The following is a 16,607-nucleotide window of genomic DNA, read 5'->3' as shown; positions in this document are numbered from 1 at the left end:
GGAGAGAACATGGAGTTCGATTTTGCCACGCCCATCGAGCGTCGCCACCCCGATCGTGTCGAGTGGCCATCGCAGAAGTGGCATCGCTATGATGCCAGCATCCTGCCGCTGTGGGTGGCCGATATGGATTTTCGCTCCCCGCCGCAGGTGATCGAAGCGCTGCGACAGCGGGTCGATCATGGCGTGTTCGGCTATGGGCTGATCCCCGACAGCCTCAAGCGTACTCTCTGCGAGTGGAGCGCACGAGAATACGACTGGCCGATCGAGCCGGAGTGGCAGCTGTGGCTGCCCGGCGTGGTGCCGGCCCTGCACCTGGCCAGCCTGGCGCTGACCGAGCCGGGCGCGGGTGTGCTGACCAGTACGCCGATCTATCCACCGTTCCTTAAAGTGGCCGAGCGCACCGGGCGACTGGCCCAGCAGGCACCTCTGGGCGAGCCGGCTGCCCCCGGCGAGCCGTGGCGGCTTGATCTGGAGGCTTTGGAAGCGGCGATCACGCCCGAGACGCGGCTGCTCTTGTGGTGTCATCCTCACAACCCCACCGGTCGGGTGTGGCGCCACGAGGAGCTGGCCGGGCTGGCGGAGCTGGTCGAACGTCACGACCTGCTGGTGGTTTCCGACGAGCTGCACTGCGATCTGCTGCTCGACGAAGGGGCCGTGCACCGGCCGCTGGCAGCAGCGTTCCCGAGCTTGGCGGCACGTACCATCACCCTCTGGGCGCCTTCCAAGACCTTCAACCTGGCCGGCCTCACCGCCGCCTGCGCGGTGATTCCGGATGCCTCGCTGCGGCAACGCTTTGCCGCGGCAACGCGAGGTTTGATGCCGGACGTGAACGTGCTGGGGCTGGTTGCCGCCGAGGTGGCCTACGCCCAGTGCAACCCCTGGCGTCGGGCGTTGATCGAGGTATTGCGTGGTCACCGCCAGGCCCTGGTCGAGCGCATCGCCCAATGGCCGGGAGTGAGCATGAGCGCCCCCCAGTCCACTTATCTTGCCTGGCTCGACCTGCGCCGTGCCGAAGGGCTGGCGCAATGCAAAGGCTCACCTCAGCAAGTGCTGATGGAACGGGCGGGAGTGGCGCTCTCCGACGGTGCCGATTTCGGCTGGCCGGGCTTCGTACGGCTCAACTTCGGTACTACCGCGTCGCAGCTCGAAGAGGCGCTGGTGCGCCTCGATACGGTGCTGAAGGGATAATGCACCATAGGTGAGGCGGCCCAGCGGGGGCCGCCAGCGGTTGGGTCGGTGCTGGATCAGTACAGCAGCGTGAACAGCTTGCGGCGATAGGTGACGGTCAGGGGATGTTCGGCGCCCAAGGCATCGAAGACTCGCAGCAGGGTCAGGCGTGCCGCGTCATCCCCGTAGCTTCGATCGGTGCGCATCACGCCGAGAAGCCCCTCCAGCCCTGCCTCGTAGTCGCCATCGGCAACCTGGCGCAAGGCGCGCTTGAAGTTCGCCTCGCTGTCGTCACGGCCGGCCAAGGTGGTCAGCTCCTCGTCGCTTGGCGCCTCCTCGCGGAACTCGATGCTGGCGCGCACGCCACGCGCCGAAGCGGCGTCGCGCTCCTCGGGGGGCAGATTGTCGAGCAGGGCCAGGGCCTCCTGGCTGCGGTCTTCCGCGACCAGCGCCCGGGCCAGCTCCACCTGGTAGGGGTAGTGCTCGGGGTTCTCCTGCACGAGTTGTTCGTAAAGGGCGCGGGCCGTGGCGGCGTCACCCTGAGCCAGGGCCTCGGCGGCCTGCTCCTCGGGGCTCGCCGGGGTATCCTCCGGCGCGGGGAAATAGCGCGACAACCATTCGCGGATTTCCTTCTCGGGCAAGGCCCCCTGGAAGTGATCCACCAGCCCGCCCTGGCTGATCAACTTGACGTCCGGCACCGAGCGCACGCCGAGCTGAGCGGCGATCTCCTGGTTCTCCTCGATGTTGAGCTTGGCCAGGATGAAACTGCCACGATACTCCCGGGTCAGCTTCTCGAGAATCGGCATCAGTGCCTTGCAAGGCTGGCACCAGGGCGCCCAGCAGTCGAGCAGCACCGGTACCTGCATGGAGAATTCCAGCAACTGCTGGATATTGTCGCGATCGACATCGATGATCAGTTGCTCATCGCTGGGCGCCGCTTCCTGCGATGAAGAAGGAGATTCTTGAGGCGCCGTTAGCGGGGCACCATTGCGAGGGTCGACGATGGACATGGAAACGGCCTTGCACAAAGAGTGAGTTTGTTCGAAAGATGCGGGTAAAGGCCGCGGGATTCAAGGGGGCAGGTGCCGCCTTCGTCGTCGCGTTGGCCAGCAGGCTGCCGTGGGCGCGGCATCCATTACAGGGCTGTGATAGTCTCGTCTTCGTCCGGCCGTATCGGGGCCGGGCATCCAGACATGAGGATCCGTGGGATGGCAACGTACCGACTGAACGGCGATAGTGACCTGATCGACAACCCTTCACCGCGCTGTGCTTGCATGCTGGTGCTGGATACGTCTGCGTCGATGTTCGGCCCGCCGATTCGTGAACTCAACGCTGGCGTCCAGGCCTTCATCTCGGCCATTCAGGAAGACGACATGGCCGCCTGCTCGGTCGAACTCGGTGTCATCACCGCCGGCGGCAAGGTCACCGAGCAGTTGCCCTTCACCACGGCCATGAACATCTCGCAGTGCCGTCAGTTCACTGCCTCCGGCCTGACGCCGCTGGGCGGCGCCATGGAGCTGGCGCTGGACCGTCTGGAGGAACGCACCGCGGCCTACCGCAAGGCGGGAGTGGCCTACTACCAGCCCTGGCTCGTCGTGATCAGCGATGGCGTGCCGACCGACCAATGGCAGGTGGCGTCGACAAGGGCGCGGACCCTGGCCCAGCAGCGCAAGCTGGTAGTGATGCCGGTGGGTGTCGAGGAGGCCGATCTCGAGGCGCTCAGCGCTTTTTCCACCCGGCCGGCCAAGCGCCTTGATGGCTTGAAGTTTCGCGAATTCTTCCTCTGGCTCTCGGCCAGCATGAGCCGCGTCTCGGCGTCGTCGTCGACTACCGATCAGGTCAAGCTGCCGCCTACGGACAGTTGGGACAGCATCTAGTACGGATGCCTGGCGTCGAAGGAGGTCGAGTGGTTGCACGCGCACTGGTAGTAACGGATTCACAGGGCAAGGTCCGGCGGCTCGGCAAGCGCCTCGAGCGTGGGGGGGAGGGAGAGATCTTCGCCCTGCGCGACCGTCCCGACGTGATCGTCAAGTGGTACTACCCCGAGGTGCTCGACAAGCGCGGTGAGGAGCTACACCGCAAGGTCGAGGCCATGCGCGGCCTGCGTGATGCCCATATGACCCGCGACGTCTGCTGGCCACTGATTCGTGTGTTCGACGAACAGCATCGCTGGATCGGATTCGCCATGTATCGTGCCCGTGGCGTGAAGATGAGTTTCCTGGCCCACTCCTTGCTCTATCAGCGCTACTTTCCCGGCCTCGACCGGCGCCGGATCGTCGGCTACCTGATCCGCTTCGTCGAGATCGTCCAACAATTGCATGAGGCTGGAGTCTGCATCGGCGACTACAACCTCAACAATGTCTTCTGTGTCCCGGCGTCCGAACAGGTGACGTTGATCGACTGCGACAGCTACCAGCTGCGCGTCGGTGGCACCTTCTATCCCTGCCCCGTGGGCAGCCCCGACATGACCCCCAAGGAGCACCAAGGCGTCTCGTTCCGGCATATCGTGCGTTCACCGCGCAGCGAGGCCTTCTCGCTGGCCATCGTGCTGTTCAAGTGCCTGATGCTGGGGCGCCATCCCTACGATATCGTCGGTGGCGACGACCCGGTGCGCAACCTCAGGCGAGGCAATTTCGCCTATGGCCGCGGCCAGCGCGACGTGCCCCAGGGCGTATGGTACGAACTGTGGCGCGAACTGCCCGACACCATTCGCGACATGTTCGTGACCACCTTCACAGTAGGGGCCGATGCCCCTATCCAGCGCGCCACGCTGGCCCAGTGGCATGCCGCGTTGAGCGACTATCGCGAAGCGATGGCGACTGGCCAGTGTGCCGTGCACCTGGCCAAGCCCGGTCGCCCTCAGCGTTCGCAGGTGCTGCATGCCCGCTGAATCGAAGCTCTCCTGCAGCGAGCCGGTGCATGCATGGTCGGCCCTGGGGGTCGCCACCGCCGGGTTGGCGCACCTGGAGAACACGCCGCCATTGCCCTGTCAGGACGCCGTGGGTGCCGTGGCAGGTCCGCGTGCGGCGCTGGTGGCAGCCGATGGTGCCGGCAGCTCGCCAGCCTCGGACCGTGGTGCGCGCACCCTGGTCACCGCCATGCTGCGTTTGGCCGATACCCTGGAGGCGCAGCTGGCCTGGCTGCTCGATGCCGACACTGAGCCAGACCCCGAGGCCGTACGCCAGTTCGCCGCACTGCTGGTGCGTCATGCCCAGGGTACGCTCGAGGATCTTGCGGCCGAGCAGTGCCGGCCGGTCCGTGACCTGCGCTGTACATTGCTGCTGGCGCTGGTGGGTCGCGAGCGGCTGCTATGGCTCAAGGTGGGGGACGGCGAGATCGTACTGGAGAGGGCAGTGCCCAGCGACGCGCAGGAGGGGGGGGAGCCCGAGCTGCTGCCGCATCTTTCCACCTTGGGCGAGCGCGGCAAGGGGGAATTTGCCAACCAGACGGTCTTCGTCGACGAGCGCCTGGCCTTCGAGCAGGTGCAGTACGGAAGCGAGCCGGTGGCGGCCCTGACCGGCATCGCCCTGATGAGCGACGGCGCCGCCGAGAAGCTGGTCTCGCTCGATGGCGAGCAGGTGTCGGGGCAGCTCAGCCACTGGCTCGACGACCTGCGCCAGGGGCGGCTGCGCCAGCGCGACCTGGTGCGCCGCTTCTACAGCGAGAGCTTCTGCCGCGGCACCGGCGGTGACGACCGCAGCATAGCGTTGGCAGCGCGTGACCTGGAGTCGCTGTGAGTCGAGGCTTCATGGCCTCGGTTCTCATATTGGGTAGCGGGGGCCGCTGACCTTGAAACGAAGAGCGAACCGACGGTCGTCGGTTCAATGCCGTGCGAGCAACAAAAAACCGAGGCTTCATGGCCTCGGTTCTCATATTGGGTAGCGGGGGCCGCTGACCTTGAAACGAAGAGCGAACCGACGGTCGTCGGTTCAGTGCCTGGCGGGTAACAAAAACAAGCGAGCAACAAAAAACCGAGGCTTCATGGCCTCGGTTCTCATATTGGGTAGCGGGGGCCGCTGACCTTGAAATGAAGAGCGAACCGACGGTCGTCGGTTCAGTGCCTGGCGGGTAACAAAAACAAGCGAGCAACAAAAAACCGAGGCTTCATGGCCTCGGTTCTCATATTTGGTAGCGGGGGCCGGATTTGAACCGACGACCTTCGGGTTATGAGCCCGACGAGCTACCAGACTGCTCCACCCCGCATCAACGTGAGGCGTATTCTACGCTTTTTCTGCGTTGTGTCAAGGAGAGCGGCGTTGCTCGTGCAAGGGCGGCGCATGTGTCCATAATCAGGGGGGGAGGAGGCTTGAAGGCGAGCCCTTCTGCCAGCATTCTGTAAGAGCTGGCCTGCCCCGGTAGGTCTGGCAATGCGATTACAAGCGTCATGATCAGGGAGGTGGAATATGACTCAATCAGCACCCGTAGCGTGGGTCACCGGCGGAACCGGTGGTATCGGTTCGGCGATTTGCCGTGCACTGGCATCGGCGGGCTACCACGTAGTAGCGGGCTACCACAATCCGGAAAAAGCCAAGACCTGGCTCGAGACACAGAAAGCCGACGGATTCGACAATATCTCCCTGTCGGGTGTCGACCTGACTGACTATCAGGCGTGTGAAGAAGGGGTCAAGGAGGTCGAAGCGGCCCATGGGTCGATCAGCGTACTGGTCAACTGTGCCGGGATCACCCGCGACGGCACGATGAAGAAGATGACGCCCGAACAGTGGCACGAAGTCATCGACACCAACCTCAACACCGTGTTCAACACCTGCCGCAGTGTCATCGAGAGCATGCTCGAGCACAAGCACGGGCGCATCATCAACATCTCCTCGATCAACGGCCGCAAGGGGCAGTTCGGCCAGGTCAACTACTCGGCGGCCAAGGCCGGCATGCATGGGCTGACCATGGCGCTGGCCCAGGAGACCGCCACCAAGGGCATCACCGTCAATACCGTGTCGCCAGGTTACATCGCCACCGACATGATCATGAAGATTCCCGAGAACGTGCGCGAGGCCATTCGTGAAACCATACCGGTGAAGCGCTATGGCACGCCGGAGGAGATTGCACGGCTGGTGGTCTTCCTCGCCGACAAGGAATCCGGTTTCATCACCGGGGCCAACATCGACATCAATGGTGGCCAGTTCATGGGCTGAAGGCTGCGTTGAGTCCTTTATGAGGGAGGCCCAGGCCTCCCTTTTTCGTTCTACAGGGAGCTTCAGGGTGGCGGCAGACGTGTCAGGCGCGTGAGCAGCGAGTCGAGTTCGCCCACTTCCCGTTCCCACTGCTCGGGAGAGACCGGCCCCGTCGCCAGCAGGTTGCGCAGGACGATGCGGACCTCCTCGTCGCGGCTCAGTTCACGGCCAAGGCTCTCGTTGAGCCGTTCGACCTGAATAGCCAGCCGCAGGGGTTCGTCGTGCTGACTGACGCGCCCCATGGTGAGCAGCGAAAGGTGAACGCGCAGGCGTGCCAACTGCTCGCTGACCTCCTGAAACGGCAGCGGGTTTCGCCGCGAGGCATTGCGCTGTTCATGGGCGCTACGCATGTCCTCGGGCAGGTCGAGTGTCGGGTCGAGGAGAACGTCCTCGCTGGCGTCCCCTCCGAGGCAAGCAGCATCCGCCGCCAAATGAGCGTCGAGCAGGGGGCGGCAGGCTTGCCAGCGCTGGATCTCTTCCACTACGGCCAGGCGTGCCAGGCGCTCGCGGCGGGTGCGTACGATGCCGCTCCAGCGGCGCCGCATGCCTTCCGTACGCCGTCCCGAGGGTAGCGGCTCCAGGGCCGCAGCCGCGTCAATGGCCTGCTCCAGCACGACGCTGTCGGCATGGCGGGTTGGCTGCCAGGCGTCGAGCCGATCGATGAGGGCCTGCATTTCATCGAGGCGTTGGCGCGCCCGCTGCACGCGGTCGTCACGCTGGGCCTCGCGTATGGCGAAGATCTGGTCGCAGGCCGCGCGGAACTCGCGCCACAGCGTCTGTTCCTCCCCGCGAGGGGCACGGCCGAGTTCGCGCCAGCGCTGCTGCAAGGTCTTGGCGCGTTCCGCCCGCACATCGGGGGGCAGCGGGCTCTCGATCATCGCCTGGGCTTCGTCGATGAGCCGACGCTTGGCATCAGCCACCTCCTTGGCACGCTGGTCGATCAGGCCCTGCAGGGCGAAGCGTATGCGGCCGAAACGTCGCCCGACGGCCTGGGCCTGCTCGCGTGGTACCGGGGAGTGACGGCGCCACTCTTCACGCGCCTGGTCGCGGATGCGCCGCAGAGCATCCGGGTCGGCGTCGGCGGCGGGCGTGTCCAGCAGGGCTTCGAGCTGCTCGCACAGGGCGATGCGCGCCTCGAGGTTGTGCGTGCGCTCGCTGGCTTGACGTTCGCGCCAGGGGGTCAGGCGCTCATGGATGCGGTCGGAGGCACTGCGAAAATGCTCGGAGAGTTCGCGGCTGGCGGCGGCATCGCCGAGCCCTTTCCAGTCGCGCACCAGTTGACGGTGGCGCCGGTCGAGCTCGGCCTCGGTGATGCCGGTATCGTCAGCAAGCTGGTCGATGGCCTGACACAGCTGTTCGCGCTTGGGACCGGCGACGTAGCCCCGCCAGTCGCGCAGCTCTGCCAGTCGGGCGCCAAGCCGCTTGAGCGTGGCCTGGTAGGGGCGCAGGCTCGCTGCAGGTAACGCGTCGGCACGATGCCTGAGACTCTGGTGGAGGCGGCTGGCTCCCTTGAAGGCGCCGCGGTCGAGCAGCTTTTCCAACTGGGAGAGGTCCTGGGAGAAGCGCTCGAGGCGTACCTCGAAGGCTTCTTCCTCCGACTCTTCGCGACCGGCCAGGAATTGCTGAGCGCGGGCCAGTAGAGGCGTCGGTGGAAGCTCCTTGGGCCACCGGCAGGCTTTGACCGCGCTTGCCAGTTGCTCGACGTCCGGTTCCTTCAGGGCCTGCTCGATCTCAGCGACGCGCTCCTCGTAGCGTTCCCAAGTGCGCAGGACATGATCATAGTCCGCCAGTACGGCATCGTAGCGCTGGCGCAGTGCCTCGTCGGTCACGTGCAGGTCGGAGAGTGTCTGCCAGCGGTTGGCCAGCAACACTTTCTGTGAGCGCAGGCTGGCGATGTCCTGCCCGGTCAGGCGGTCGCCGCGGGGCAGGCTAGCCAGGCTCTCCTCCAGCGCCTCGAGCAGCGACTCTCGTGCCTCGGCGGCCTGCTCCCGGCGGCGATCCGTCTCGGCGATGGCATGCTCATGGGCTTCGTGGTCCGAAATGATCTTGCGACAGCTCAGGCTGGCCTCCTGGAAACGGCGCTCCTGCTGCGCATCGGGCAGGTCGTCGAGCGCTTCCCACTCGCGTGTCAGGTGCCGGTAGCGACCGGCGTAGAGCGGCTCCCAGGGAGCCCGCGCATGCGCTTCGAGCTTCACCAGCAGGGCTTCGCGTTGTTCTCGCGCTGCCGCCAGGGTGGCGGCATCGGTGCGCAGCCGATTCAGGCGCTCGCGCGCCTGGCGCATCACCTGGCGGTCGCGACGCGCCTGCTGGACCAGGCGCTGCAGGCCGGCTTCGCTGATCACGCGCGCCGCGGCGGCGTGGCGCACGGCAGCGATGCCGTTGTGGCAAGCCTGCTCGATAAGATCCTCTTCCGCCGACAGGCGTGCCACGGCGGCCAGTCGCAATTGCTGGTTGTCGCCATCCAGTGCCACGCGCGACAGTAGCGCCCTGTCGTCGAGCCCCTCGACGATGCGCAAGCGCTGGGTCAGGTCCAGGTGGCCGGCCTGACCGGTAAGCAGTGCGGCCAGCCGGCGGTGCAGCTCGGGTAGCTCTGGCTGTTGGTTCGACAAGGCGAGCAGGATATCGATCGAGTCGATTTTTTCCAGCGCTGCCTGGCGGACGGAGGCCTCTGCATCGAGGCATAAAGTTTCCAAGGCCTGGCGCTGTTCCGGGCGAGCGGGGTCGAGCCGGCCGATGGCTTGATATCGAACCTTGGCATCGGGGTGCTGCCAGCGTGGGGCGAGAAGGCGGCGAAGGAATCCGGGCATGAGGCATCCTGCAGTAAGAGGCGCAGCCGATGCTGCGCAAGCCGTATTGTTGCTGTCGTGTCGGCGTCTTTCGTCTAAGGTATGTTATCTAAGCACGCGCCGCGGTTATGGAAAAGCCTGCCGGAACAGGAGCGTGTGGGCCAAAGGCGCCAATGGCCGCCGAGCCTTGGCTGGCCGTATCATCAGTTGCAGGGGGGATGGGAGTCGCTTAGCTTTAGTCCCACGACCCGACAACACCCGAGTGGAGTCCGGCAATGAGCCTCAAAGTGGACAGGGCAGACATGGCATTCACCTTCAAGGGGGGCATGCTGCCCATGACGGTAATGGAATTGGCGAGCGCTGATCCAGAGCAGATCCGCGAGCAGCTTTCGGGCAAGCTTAGCCAATCCCCCGCTTTCTTCCAGCATACCCCTGTGGTCCTCAGCGTGGAGAAGCTCGACGAGCCCCATCTGGCCCTGGAGCGGATCTGTGCCGTATGCCGCACCCACAAGCTGCTACCGGTGGCGGTACGTGGTGGTGCCGACCCCGTCAAGCAATCGGCGTGGGCGCTGGGCCTGGGCTGGTTTCCGCCCACCGACGGGTCGCGTGCGCGCTCACTCGAGGAGGTGCCGCCCGTCGAGACGGCCGTACCAGGCGCTACCGAGGCAGCGGCCTCGGTGGCCAGTGGCGGGCGTATCTATCGCGGCACGGTACGTTCGGGGCAGCAGGTGAGCGCACCCGATGGTGACCTGGTGGTCATCGGCGCCGTCAATGCCGGGGCGGAAGTGCTGGCCGCTGGCAGCATCCACGTCTATGGCGCCTTGCGCGGCCGTGCGCTGGCCGGCATCCATGGCGATACCGAAGCCGGCATCTTCTGCCGCGAGCTGCGTGCCGAGCTGCTTTCGGTGGCGGGTAACTACAAGCGTCTCGAGGATATCGACCCGCACCTGCTGGGCTCCTCGGTTCAGGTCGCGCTGCGCGATGCCCAGTTGGGGATTACCTCGCTGGCCTAAGCCACCTAGCTCTCTTCGTCTTACTTCGTCTATTCAAAGGAACGTGCAACTTGGCCAAGATCATCGTAGTGACCTCAGGCAAGGGTGGGGTCGGCAAGACTACCAGTGCAGCGGCCATCGCCACCGGGCTGGCGCTGCGAGGCAACAAGACCGTCGTCATCGACTTCGACGTGGGGCTGCGCAACCTGGACCTGATCATGGGCTGCGAGCGCCGTGTGGTGTACGACCTGGTCAACGTGATCCAGGGCGAAGCCGGGCTCAACCAGGCGTTGATCCGCGACAAGCGGGTCGACAACCTGCATATCCTGCCGGCTTCCCAGACCCGCGACAAGGATGCCCTCTCGTCCGAGGGCGTCGAGAAGATCCTCGAGACCCTGGGCAAGGATTTCGACTATATCCTGTGCGATTCGCCCGCCGGCATCGAACGCGGTGCACAGCTGGCCATGTACTACGCTGACGAGGCGATCGTGGTCACCAATCCCGAAGTCTCGTCGGTACGCGATTCCGATCGCATCTTAGGTCTGCTTGCCTCCAAGACGCGGCGCGCCGAGCGCGGTGAGGACCCGGTCAAGGAGCACCTGCTGATCACTCGCTACAATCCCTCGCGGGTCGACCATGGCGACATGCTCAACCTCGAGGATATCCGCGAGATCCTGGCCATCGACCTGATCGGCCTGATTCCCGAGTCGGAAGCGGTACTGCGCGCCTCCAACCAGGGGGTGCCCGTGACTCATGACGACGATAGCGATGCGGGACAGGCTTACATGGATACCGTATCGCGCCTGCTGGGGGAAGACATCCCGCTGCGTTTCCATGAGCTCCAGAAAAAGAGCCTGCTAAGCCGCATGTTCGGAGGAGGTCGTCGGTGAAGTTACTGGAATTCCTGAAGCGCGAACGCAAGAAAACCGCCTCGGTGGCCAAGGAGCGGCTGCAGATCATCGTGGCGCACCAGCGTAGCCAGCGCGGCCAGCCCGACTACATGCCGATGCTGGAGAAGGAGCTGCTGGAGGTGATCCGACGCTATGTGCAGGTGGACGACGACGCCATCAACATCAGCCTGGACAGCGAAGACAACTGTTCGGTACTGGAGCTCAACGTCACCCTGCCGCGCAGTTAGGGACATACCGAACGTAGCGATTCGTTCACGCCGACATGCATGCAGTGTTTCCTCGGCTGAGTCGTTCGCGGGGCTATGATAGGCTGTGCCACTCAGGACGCAGTCAGGAGACACCGCGCCCATGGCGAAGCCCAATGCCGCCCCGATGACCTTCCTGTGGCACGACTACGAAACCTTCGGCGCCGATCCTCGCCGCGACCGGCCTTCGCAGTTCGCCGCGATACGTACCGACACCGACTTCAATGAGATCGGTGAACCGATCGAGCTTTTTTGCAAGCCGGCGGATGATTACCTGCCGCACCCCCAGGCATGCCTGATCACCGGTATCACGCCGCAGCAGGCGCGTCGGCGGGGGCTGCCCGAGACCGAGTTCGCCGGGCGTATCCACGCGCTGATGAGCGAGCCCGGCACCTGTGCGCTGGGCTACAACAGCCTGCGCTTCGACGACGAAGTGAGCCGTTGCCTGTTCTACCGCAACCTGCTCGATCCCTACTCCCGCGAGTGGCAGAACGGCAATTCGCGCTGGGACCTGATCGATGCAGTAAGGGCCTTCCACGCCCTGCGCCCGGCAGGCATCGAGTGGCCGCGTCGTGAAGACGGCTCGCCCAGCTTTCGGCTCGAGCACCTGACCGCCGCCAATGGCATCGCCCACGAGGGAGCCCACGATGCCGTGGCCGACGTGCGAGCCACCATTGCCCTGGCGCGGTTGTTGCGGCAGCGTAACCCCCGGCTTTTCGACCACCTGCTGGCGCTGCGCAGCAAGCGTGAAGTAGCCAAGCGCCTCGATATCCCTGGCCGCAAGCCGGTGCTGCACGTGTCGCGGCGCTACCCGGCCAGCCGCGGCTGCAGTGCGCTGGTAATGCCCCTGGCCGAGCACCCCACCAACCCCAACGGGGTGATTGTCTACGATCTTTCGGTGGACCCACAGGCCCTGCTCGAGCTGAGCGCGGAGGAGATTCGCCAGCGCGTCTTCGTCAGCAGCGACGACCTGGCCGAGGGCGAGGATCGGATTCCGCTCAAGGTCATTCACATCAACCGCAGCCCGGTGATCCTGCCCGCCGCGGCGCTGAAGGACGTGGAGGGGCCGCGTCAGGGCGAGTATGGCGAGATCGTCGAGCGCCTGGGACTCGACCTGGCCGCTTGCCGCGCCAACTGGAAACGGCTCGCGGCGAGCCCCGAGGTGGCGCACAAGGTAGGAGAGGTCTTCGCCCAACCGCCCCCCGATGGCCCTTACGACCCGGACCTGATGCTCTACAGCGGCGGCTTCTTTTCGCCTGCCGATCGCCAGCAAATGGAGCGGGTACGAGCAACGATGCCCTGGGACCTGGTGGATGCCAGGTTTGCCTTCCAGGACCCCCGTCTGGAGGAGATGTTGTTCCGCTACCGGGCGCGCAATTATCCCGATACCCTCAGCGGCGAGGAGCAGGCGCGCTGGGAGGCCTATCGCTGGGAGCGCATGAACGACGGCGCCGTGGCTGGGTTCACGCTGAAGGATTTCGCCCGCGAGATCGAGCGCCTCAACCAGGTCGCCCTCAGTGACCGCGACCGGCTGATTCTCGAAGAGCTCGTCATGCATGTGGAGGCGATGATGCCGGCACAGGCTTTTGGTTAAACGTCAGCCAAATATACGACAGCGCCCGGCCTATGGCCGGGCGCTTTGCTATGGGCACCCTGGTGGGTTCAGTCGTTGGCTTCGGGCAGCGGTTGCAGGTGCCGGGTCAGGGCGGCCACGTCGCTGGGTTCGTCACCCGGGTCGTAGGCAACGGTGGCGATCGCCGACTCGAGCAGCTCGGGCCAGATGTCGTGCAGGTCGTCGGCCGTGACGGCGAGCACGCGCTGGGCCAGGCGCTCGCGTCGGTCGAACCCGGTATCGCCGAACGACAAGGCGCGCCACAGCCGGTTGGTCAGCCCCGACAGGCTGGTATCGCGCTGCAGCAGGCTGTCGTGCACGGCCTGGCGATAGGGGGCCAGGTCGGCGTCGTCCATCTCTGCCAGGCGTTGGCCGAACGCCTCGAGGAAGGCGTCGATATGGGTCTGGATCTCGGCGCTCGTGGCATCGGGTGATTGTACCAGCAGGCTCAGCCCTGGCGCGTCGAGCAGGGGGGAGTAGCCGGCGCTGACCACATAGCCCAACTGCTCTTCGGTGCGCAGGCGCTGGTAGAAGGGTGTGTCGATCACCTGTCCCAGCACCGCGAGGCGCGCCTGGGCGTCGAGCGAGCGGTCGCTGCCCTGCAGATAGCGCAGCACCAGCGACTCCTCACGGCTGGTCAGCGGGTGCAGGGTGGGTAGCTCGGCATCGATACGTAGCGGTGTCAGGTCGGGGATCGCCGCCTGCGGCAGCGTGGGGGCGAGCATCTCGGCCACCAGCCTGCCTTCGCGCAGGGCCAGCTCGGCATCGAGGTTACCGATGGCCAGTGCCTGCAGGCGCAGCTCGCCGAGGAACTGATCGCGGAATTCACGCAGGTCGTCCACCGTCAGGTCGCGGCTGGCTTCCAGTAGGTCCTGGGTTGGCCAGCTAGGCCTCATCAAGGCCTCGGCCAGGGTGCGGTGGCCCTGGCGGAACAGCGCGGCCTGGGGAGCGTTGCGCCATTCGCGCTGCAGGCTATAGCGCACGCGCTCGAAGCTCGCCTCGTCGATATCGCCCTCGCGAAGCTGCTCCAGGGTGCGGCGAATGACCCGGTCCTGGCGGTCGCGCCAGCCCGAGAAGGCCAGCGTGATGCCTCGGGCGTGGGCATAGGCCTCGGCATCATGCCCGGCCAGGCGCGCCGTGTAGAACTCCTCGTTGAGGCTGTCATCCAGCCAGCCGGCCAACAGGTTGGCCAGTACGGCATGACGCGGGTCGCTGCTGGCGGCGGGGTTCTGCAAGCTGAAGCGCCACTCCACCTTGGGCGTGTTGAAGCTGGCGTCACTCATGTGCCAGAGGCTGAAGCCCTCCTCCTCAAGCAGCTGCGATGGGCGTTCGTCCTGCTCGTCGAGCAGTGTCACGTCTTCGGCGATGAAGGGGTTGGGCGCGGGCAGGGCAAGGCCCGCCAGCGGCTGGGCAGTGGCGGCGGTGGGCTCGACTTCGCGCCAGGGCGTATTGAACCAGGGCGAGGTGCGCTCGCCTTCCACTTCGGGGCCGCTGTAGACCCGTAGCAGCGTCTCCGGGCGCAGGGCATCGAGATATTCCGCGACCAGCTCGGGCTCGAAGCCATCCATGCGATAGGCGGCATACTGCACGTCTTCCATGGGGAAGCGGGCCAGGTTCATGGCCAGGCGCATGGCACTCTGCAAGGTCGAGCCATGCTGCTGGAAGCGGAACTGCTGTTCGGCGAGCTTGGCCTGCTCGTCGTAGCGCCACTCCTCCAGACCCTGTTCGCGGATCTGCTCGATGGCGGCGAACAGCGTGGCTTCGATCTCGTCGATGCGCTCGGCGCCGGCCGGCGTCAGGCTGACGCTGACGGTGAACAGCGCATGGCGTTCGTCGCCGCGCCCGACGCCGGCGGACAATCCATCGGCCAGCCCTGCTTCGCGCAGTACGGCGAACAGGCTGCCCTCGCCCTCGTGTCCCAGCAGGTGGGCAAGAATATCGCCAGGCTTGTGGCGATAGTGCTGGATGGGGTCGGGCACCGGGAACATGAAGCTCACGTGGCGGCTGTCGCGTACCGACTGCAGTTCTACCTGACGCGGCAGGTTCTCCTCGTATACCAGCGGCTCCTCGATGACCGGGCGCTCCAGGCCGCGGTCGGCAATGCCGGCGAAGCGCTCGGCCACCATCGCTTCCAGTTCGTCCAGCGGCTGCGGAGCGACCAGCGCCAAGTGCATCACGTTGGCATCGTAATGACGCTCATAGAAACCGATCACCCGCTCACGCAGGCTGGGTTCGCCCTCGGGGCGGTCCGCCAGCGTTTCGCGGCTGCCCACCGAGAAGCCAGTAGTGGGGTTGTCGCGGTTGAGCACCTGGTTGAGCACATCATTCTCACGCCGACCGTCGTCGCGGATGCGTGCCATGTACTCGGAGTGCACGATGTTGCGCTCGCTCTCCAGTTGGCTGGGGTTGAACAGCGGCGTGAGGAAGAATTGGCTGAAGCGGTCCAGGGCGCCGGGCAGCGCCTCGGGCTCGATGTCAAAGAAGTAGTTGGTATCCTGCGGGGCGGTGAAGGCATTGTGGCTGCCGCCATGGCGACGCAAGTAGCCCTGATAGGCCTCGGCCTCGGGGTACGGCTCGGTGCCGAGGAACAGCATGTGCTCGAGGAAATGCGCAAGCCCGGCCAGGTCGTCGGGATCCTGAGCGCTGCCCACGCCGACGTTCATCGAGGCGGCTGCGCGATCGGCCTCCGGGTCGCTGACGAGCAGGGCGGTGAGGCCGTTGTCGAGCAGCAGAACGCGGTAGTCACGGCTGTCGTGAGGGCTGACGTGGGGAAGCACGACCTCTTCGACCGCCTCCTCGAGAGCGGCATTGGCGTCGTCTGGCTGCTGTGCCTGGGCGAGACTGGGCAGCAGGAAGCCGGCCAGCAGCAGGCTTGCAAGCCAGGGCGGCGAGTGGCGGCCTTGGCAATGCAGGGGCAGGCGGGGCTTGAGCATCATTTCTCCTGTTCGTTCCAGCGCAGCATGGGACCTGTCGGGTGGGCGCAGGCGGGATCCTGGTTGGCAGGGTCGTTCACCCTTCTTGATACCGGAAAGGCGCCCAACAGTTCCCGGCGTGCTGGCTGCAGTAGCGTGTGGGCGGCTTCCGGCGCCGTCCGGGGGTCGAGCCAGCGCATGGCGTCGGCGGCATCGATCAGCGCCGGCAGCCTGTCGCTGAGTGGCGCCAGGAAGTCGTTGGACGGCACCGTCACCAGTGCCATCGAGTCGGCATGTTCGGTCAGGTCGGTATGGTAGCGGCACCAGATGGCGGCTAGCAGCATCGGGCCACGATCGACACGGGTCACCAGGAATGGCTGCTTGAAGCGCGGCTGCGTCTTCCATACGTAGACGCCCCCCACCGGCACCAGGCTACGGCGGGCGGTGAAGGCATCGCGGAACATGGGGCGTGCGTCGAGCGATTCGGCCCGAGCACAGTGGGGAGCGTGATCGAGCACGGTCAGCCATGAGGGTGTCAGCCCCCAGAAGACCGGGCACAGGCTGACGCGGCCGCCCTCCAGCCGAATGTGCGAGACCGAGCGCCTTGGCGCCAGGTTGGTGGCGGTGAGCAAGGGAGACTCCAGGCACAGTTCGGGCAGCAGTCGAGCCATGTCGAGTGGCGGAATGTAGAGGCGGCCGGCCATGGAGTCTCCGGGTGGCGGAATGGCGTCAGGTTAGCCAACTCGAAGAAAACAGGGAAGGGTTGGCGTACAGTGGTCGAAAACAGTGTTCG

The 16,607-nt window shown here is 65.5% G+C and carries 13 protein-coding genes and 1 tRNA gene; 9 read left to right on the top strand and 5 right to left on the bottom strand.

The annotated features are described in order from the left end of the window. The first annotated feature begins 9 nt into the window (after positions 1–9). Positions 10–1,188, top strand: coding sequence for a MalY/PatB family protein (locus ACUY1T_RS07800; protein WP_446021567.1), 1,179 nt, complete (start codon positions 10–12; stop codon positions 1,186–1,188). 56 nt (positions 1,189–1,244) lie between these two features. On the opposite strand, the gene ACUY1T_RS07795 is transcribed toward ACUY1T_RS07800, so the two are convergent. Next, a complete protein-coding gene (locus tag ACUY1T_RS07795) occupies positions 1,245–2,177 on the bottom strand; it encodes a tetratricopeptide repeat protein (protein ID WP_446021566.1) in 933 nt (310 codons plus the stop codon). Between the two features lie 198 nt (positions 2,178–2,375). Here ACUY1T_RS07795 and ACUY1T_RS07790 point away from each other — a divergent pair, with 198 nt between their 5' ends. Genes ACUY1T_RS07790 through ACUY1T_RS07780 form a run of 3 tightly spaced genes read left to right on the top strand, consistent with a single transcriptional unit; the run spans position 2,376 to position 4,904 of the window. After that, entirely contained in the window at positions 2,376–3,044 is a 669-nt protein-coding gene (locus tag ACUY1T_RS07790) for a vWA domain-containing protein (RefSeq protein WP_446021565.1), read from the top strand. A 29-nt stretch (positions 3,045–3,073) separates the two neighbouring features. Further along, positions 3,074–4,057 carry a kinase gene (locus ACUY1T_RS07785; protein WP_446021563.1) on the top strand — a complete coding sequence of 328 codons (984 nt, stop codon included), beginning with the start codon at positions 3,074–3,076 and terminating at the stop codon, positions 4,055–4,057. Continuing rightward, on the top strand, positions 4,047–4,904 hold the full coding sequence (locus ACUY1T_RS07780; RefSeq protein ID WP_446021561.1) for a PP2C family serine/threonine-protein phosphatase: 858 nt from the start codon (positions 4,047–4,049) through the stop codon (positions 4,902–4,904). The genes ACUY1T_RS07785 and ACUY1T_RS07780 overlap by 11 nt, the downstream gene beginning before the upstream one ends. A gap of 389 nt (positions 4,905–5,293) precedes the next feature. Here the strand turns inward: ACUY1T_RS07780 and ACUY1T_RS07775 are convergent. Beyond that, positions 5,294–5,370, bottom strand: a tRNA-Met gene (locus ACUY1T_RS07775). 200 nt (positions 5,371–5,570) lie between these two features. Between ACUY1T_RS07775 and phbB the strand changes: the two genes are divergently transcribed. Next, positions 5,571–6,317: an acetoacetyl-CoA reductase gene (gene phbB / locus ACUY1T_RS07770; RefSeq protein ID WP_446021560.1), complete on the top strand. Its 747-nt coding sequence runs from the start codon at positions 5,571–5,573 to the stop codon at positions 6,315–6,317. Between the two features lie 62 nt (positions 6,318–6,379). On the opposite strand, the gene ACUY1T_RS07765 is transcribed toward phbB, so the two are convergent. Beyond that, positions 6,380–9,163: a DUF349 domain-containing protein gene (locus ACUY1T_RS07765; protein WP_446021558.1), complete on the bottom strand. Its 2,784-nt coding sequence runs from the start codon at positions 9,161–9,163 to the stop codon at positions 6,380–6,382. Between the two features lie 254 nt (positions 9,164–9,417). Here ACUY1T_RS07765 and minC point away from each other — a divergent pair, with 254 nt between their 5' ends. The 4 genes from minC (at position 9,418) to sbcB (ending at position 12,884) form a co-directional block, all read left to right on the top strand. After that, positions 9,418–10,155, top strand: coding sequence for a septum site-determining protein MinC (minC, locus tag ACUY1T_RS07760; RefSeq protein WP_446021556.1), 738 nt, complete (start codon positions 9,418–9,420; stop codon positions 10,153–10,155). Between the two features lie 50 nt (positions 10,156–10,205). After that, positions 10,206–11,024, top strand: a complete 819-nt coding sequence (gene minD / locus ACUY1T_RS07755; RefSeq protein ID WP_446021554.1) for a septum site-determining protein MinD — start codon at positions 10,206–10,208, stop codon at positions 11,022–11,024. After that, the gene (minE, locus tag ACUY1T_RS07750; protein WP_010630224.1) at positions 11,021–11,272 is read left to right on the top strand and encodes a cell division topological specificity factor MinE; all 252 of its coding nucleotides are present in this window, start codon (positions 11,021–11,023) and stop codon (positions 11,270–11,272) included. Before minD ends, minE begins: the two co-directional genes overlap by 4 nt. A gap of 121 nt (positions 11,273–11,393) precedes the next feature. After that, the gene (gene sbcB, locus ACUY1T_RS07745; protein WP_446021551.1) at positions 11,394–12,884 is read left to right on the top strand and encodes an exodeoxyribonuclease I; all 1,491 of its coding nucleotides are present in this window, start codon (positions 11,394–11,396) and stop codon (positions 12,882–12,884) included. 68 nt (positions 12,885–12,952) lie between these two features. Here the strand turns inward: sbcB and ACUY1T_RS07740 are convergent, their stop codons facing one another. Continuing rightward, positions 12,953–15,835 (bottom strand): insulinase family protein, encoded by a 2,883-nt coding sequence (locus ACUY1T_RS07740; protein WP_446021550.1) that lies wholly within the window; start codon positions 15,833–15,835, stop codon positions 12,953–12,955. Beyond that, positions 15,835–16,518 carry an SOS response-associated peptidase gene (locus tag ACUY1T_RS07735; protein WP_446021548.1) on the bottom strand — a complete coding sequence of 228 codons (684 nt, stop codon included), beginning with the start codon at positions 16,516–16,518 and terminating at the stop codon, positions 15,835–15,837. Before ACUY1T_RS07735 ends, ACUY1T_RS07740 begins: the two co-directional genes overlap by 1 nt. Positions 16,519–16,607: the final 89 nt, after the last annotated feature.

It is taken from the genome of Billgrantia sp. Q4P2 (genome assembly GCF_052806135.1).
This window is presented reverse-complemented; position numbering and strand designations above follow the sequence as displayed.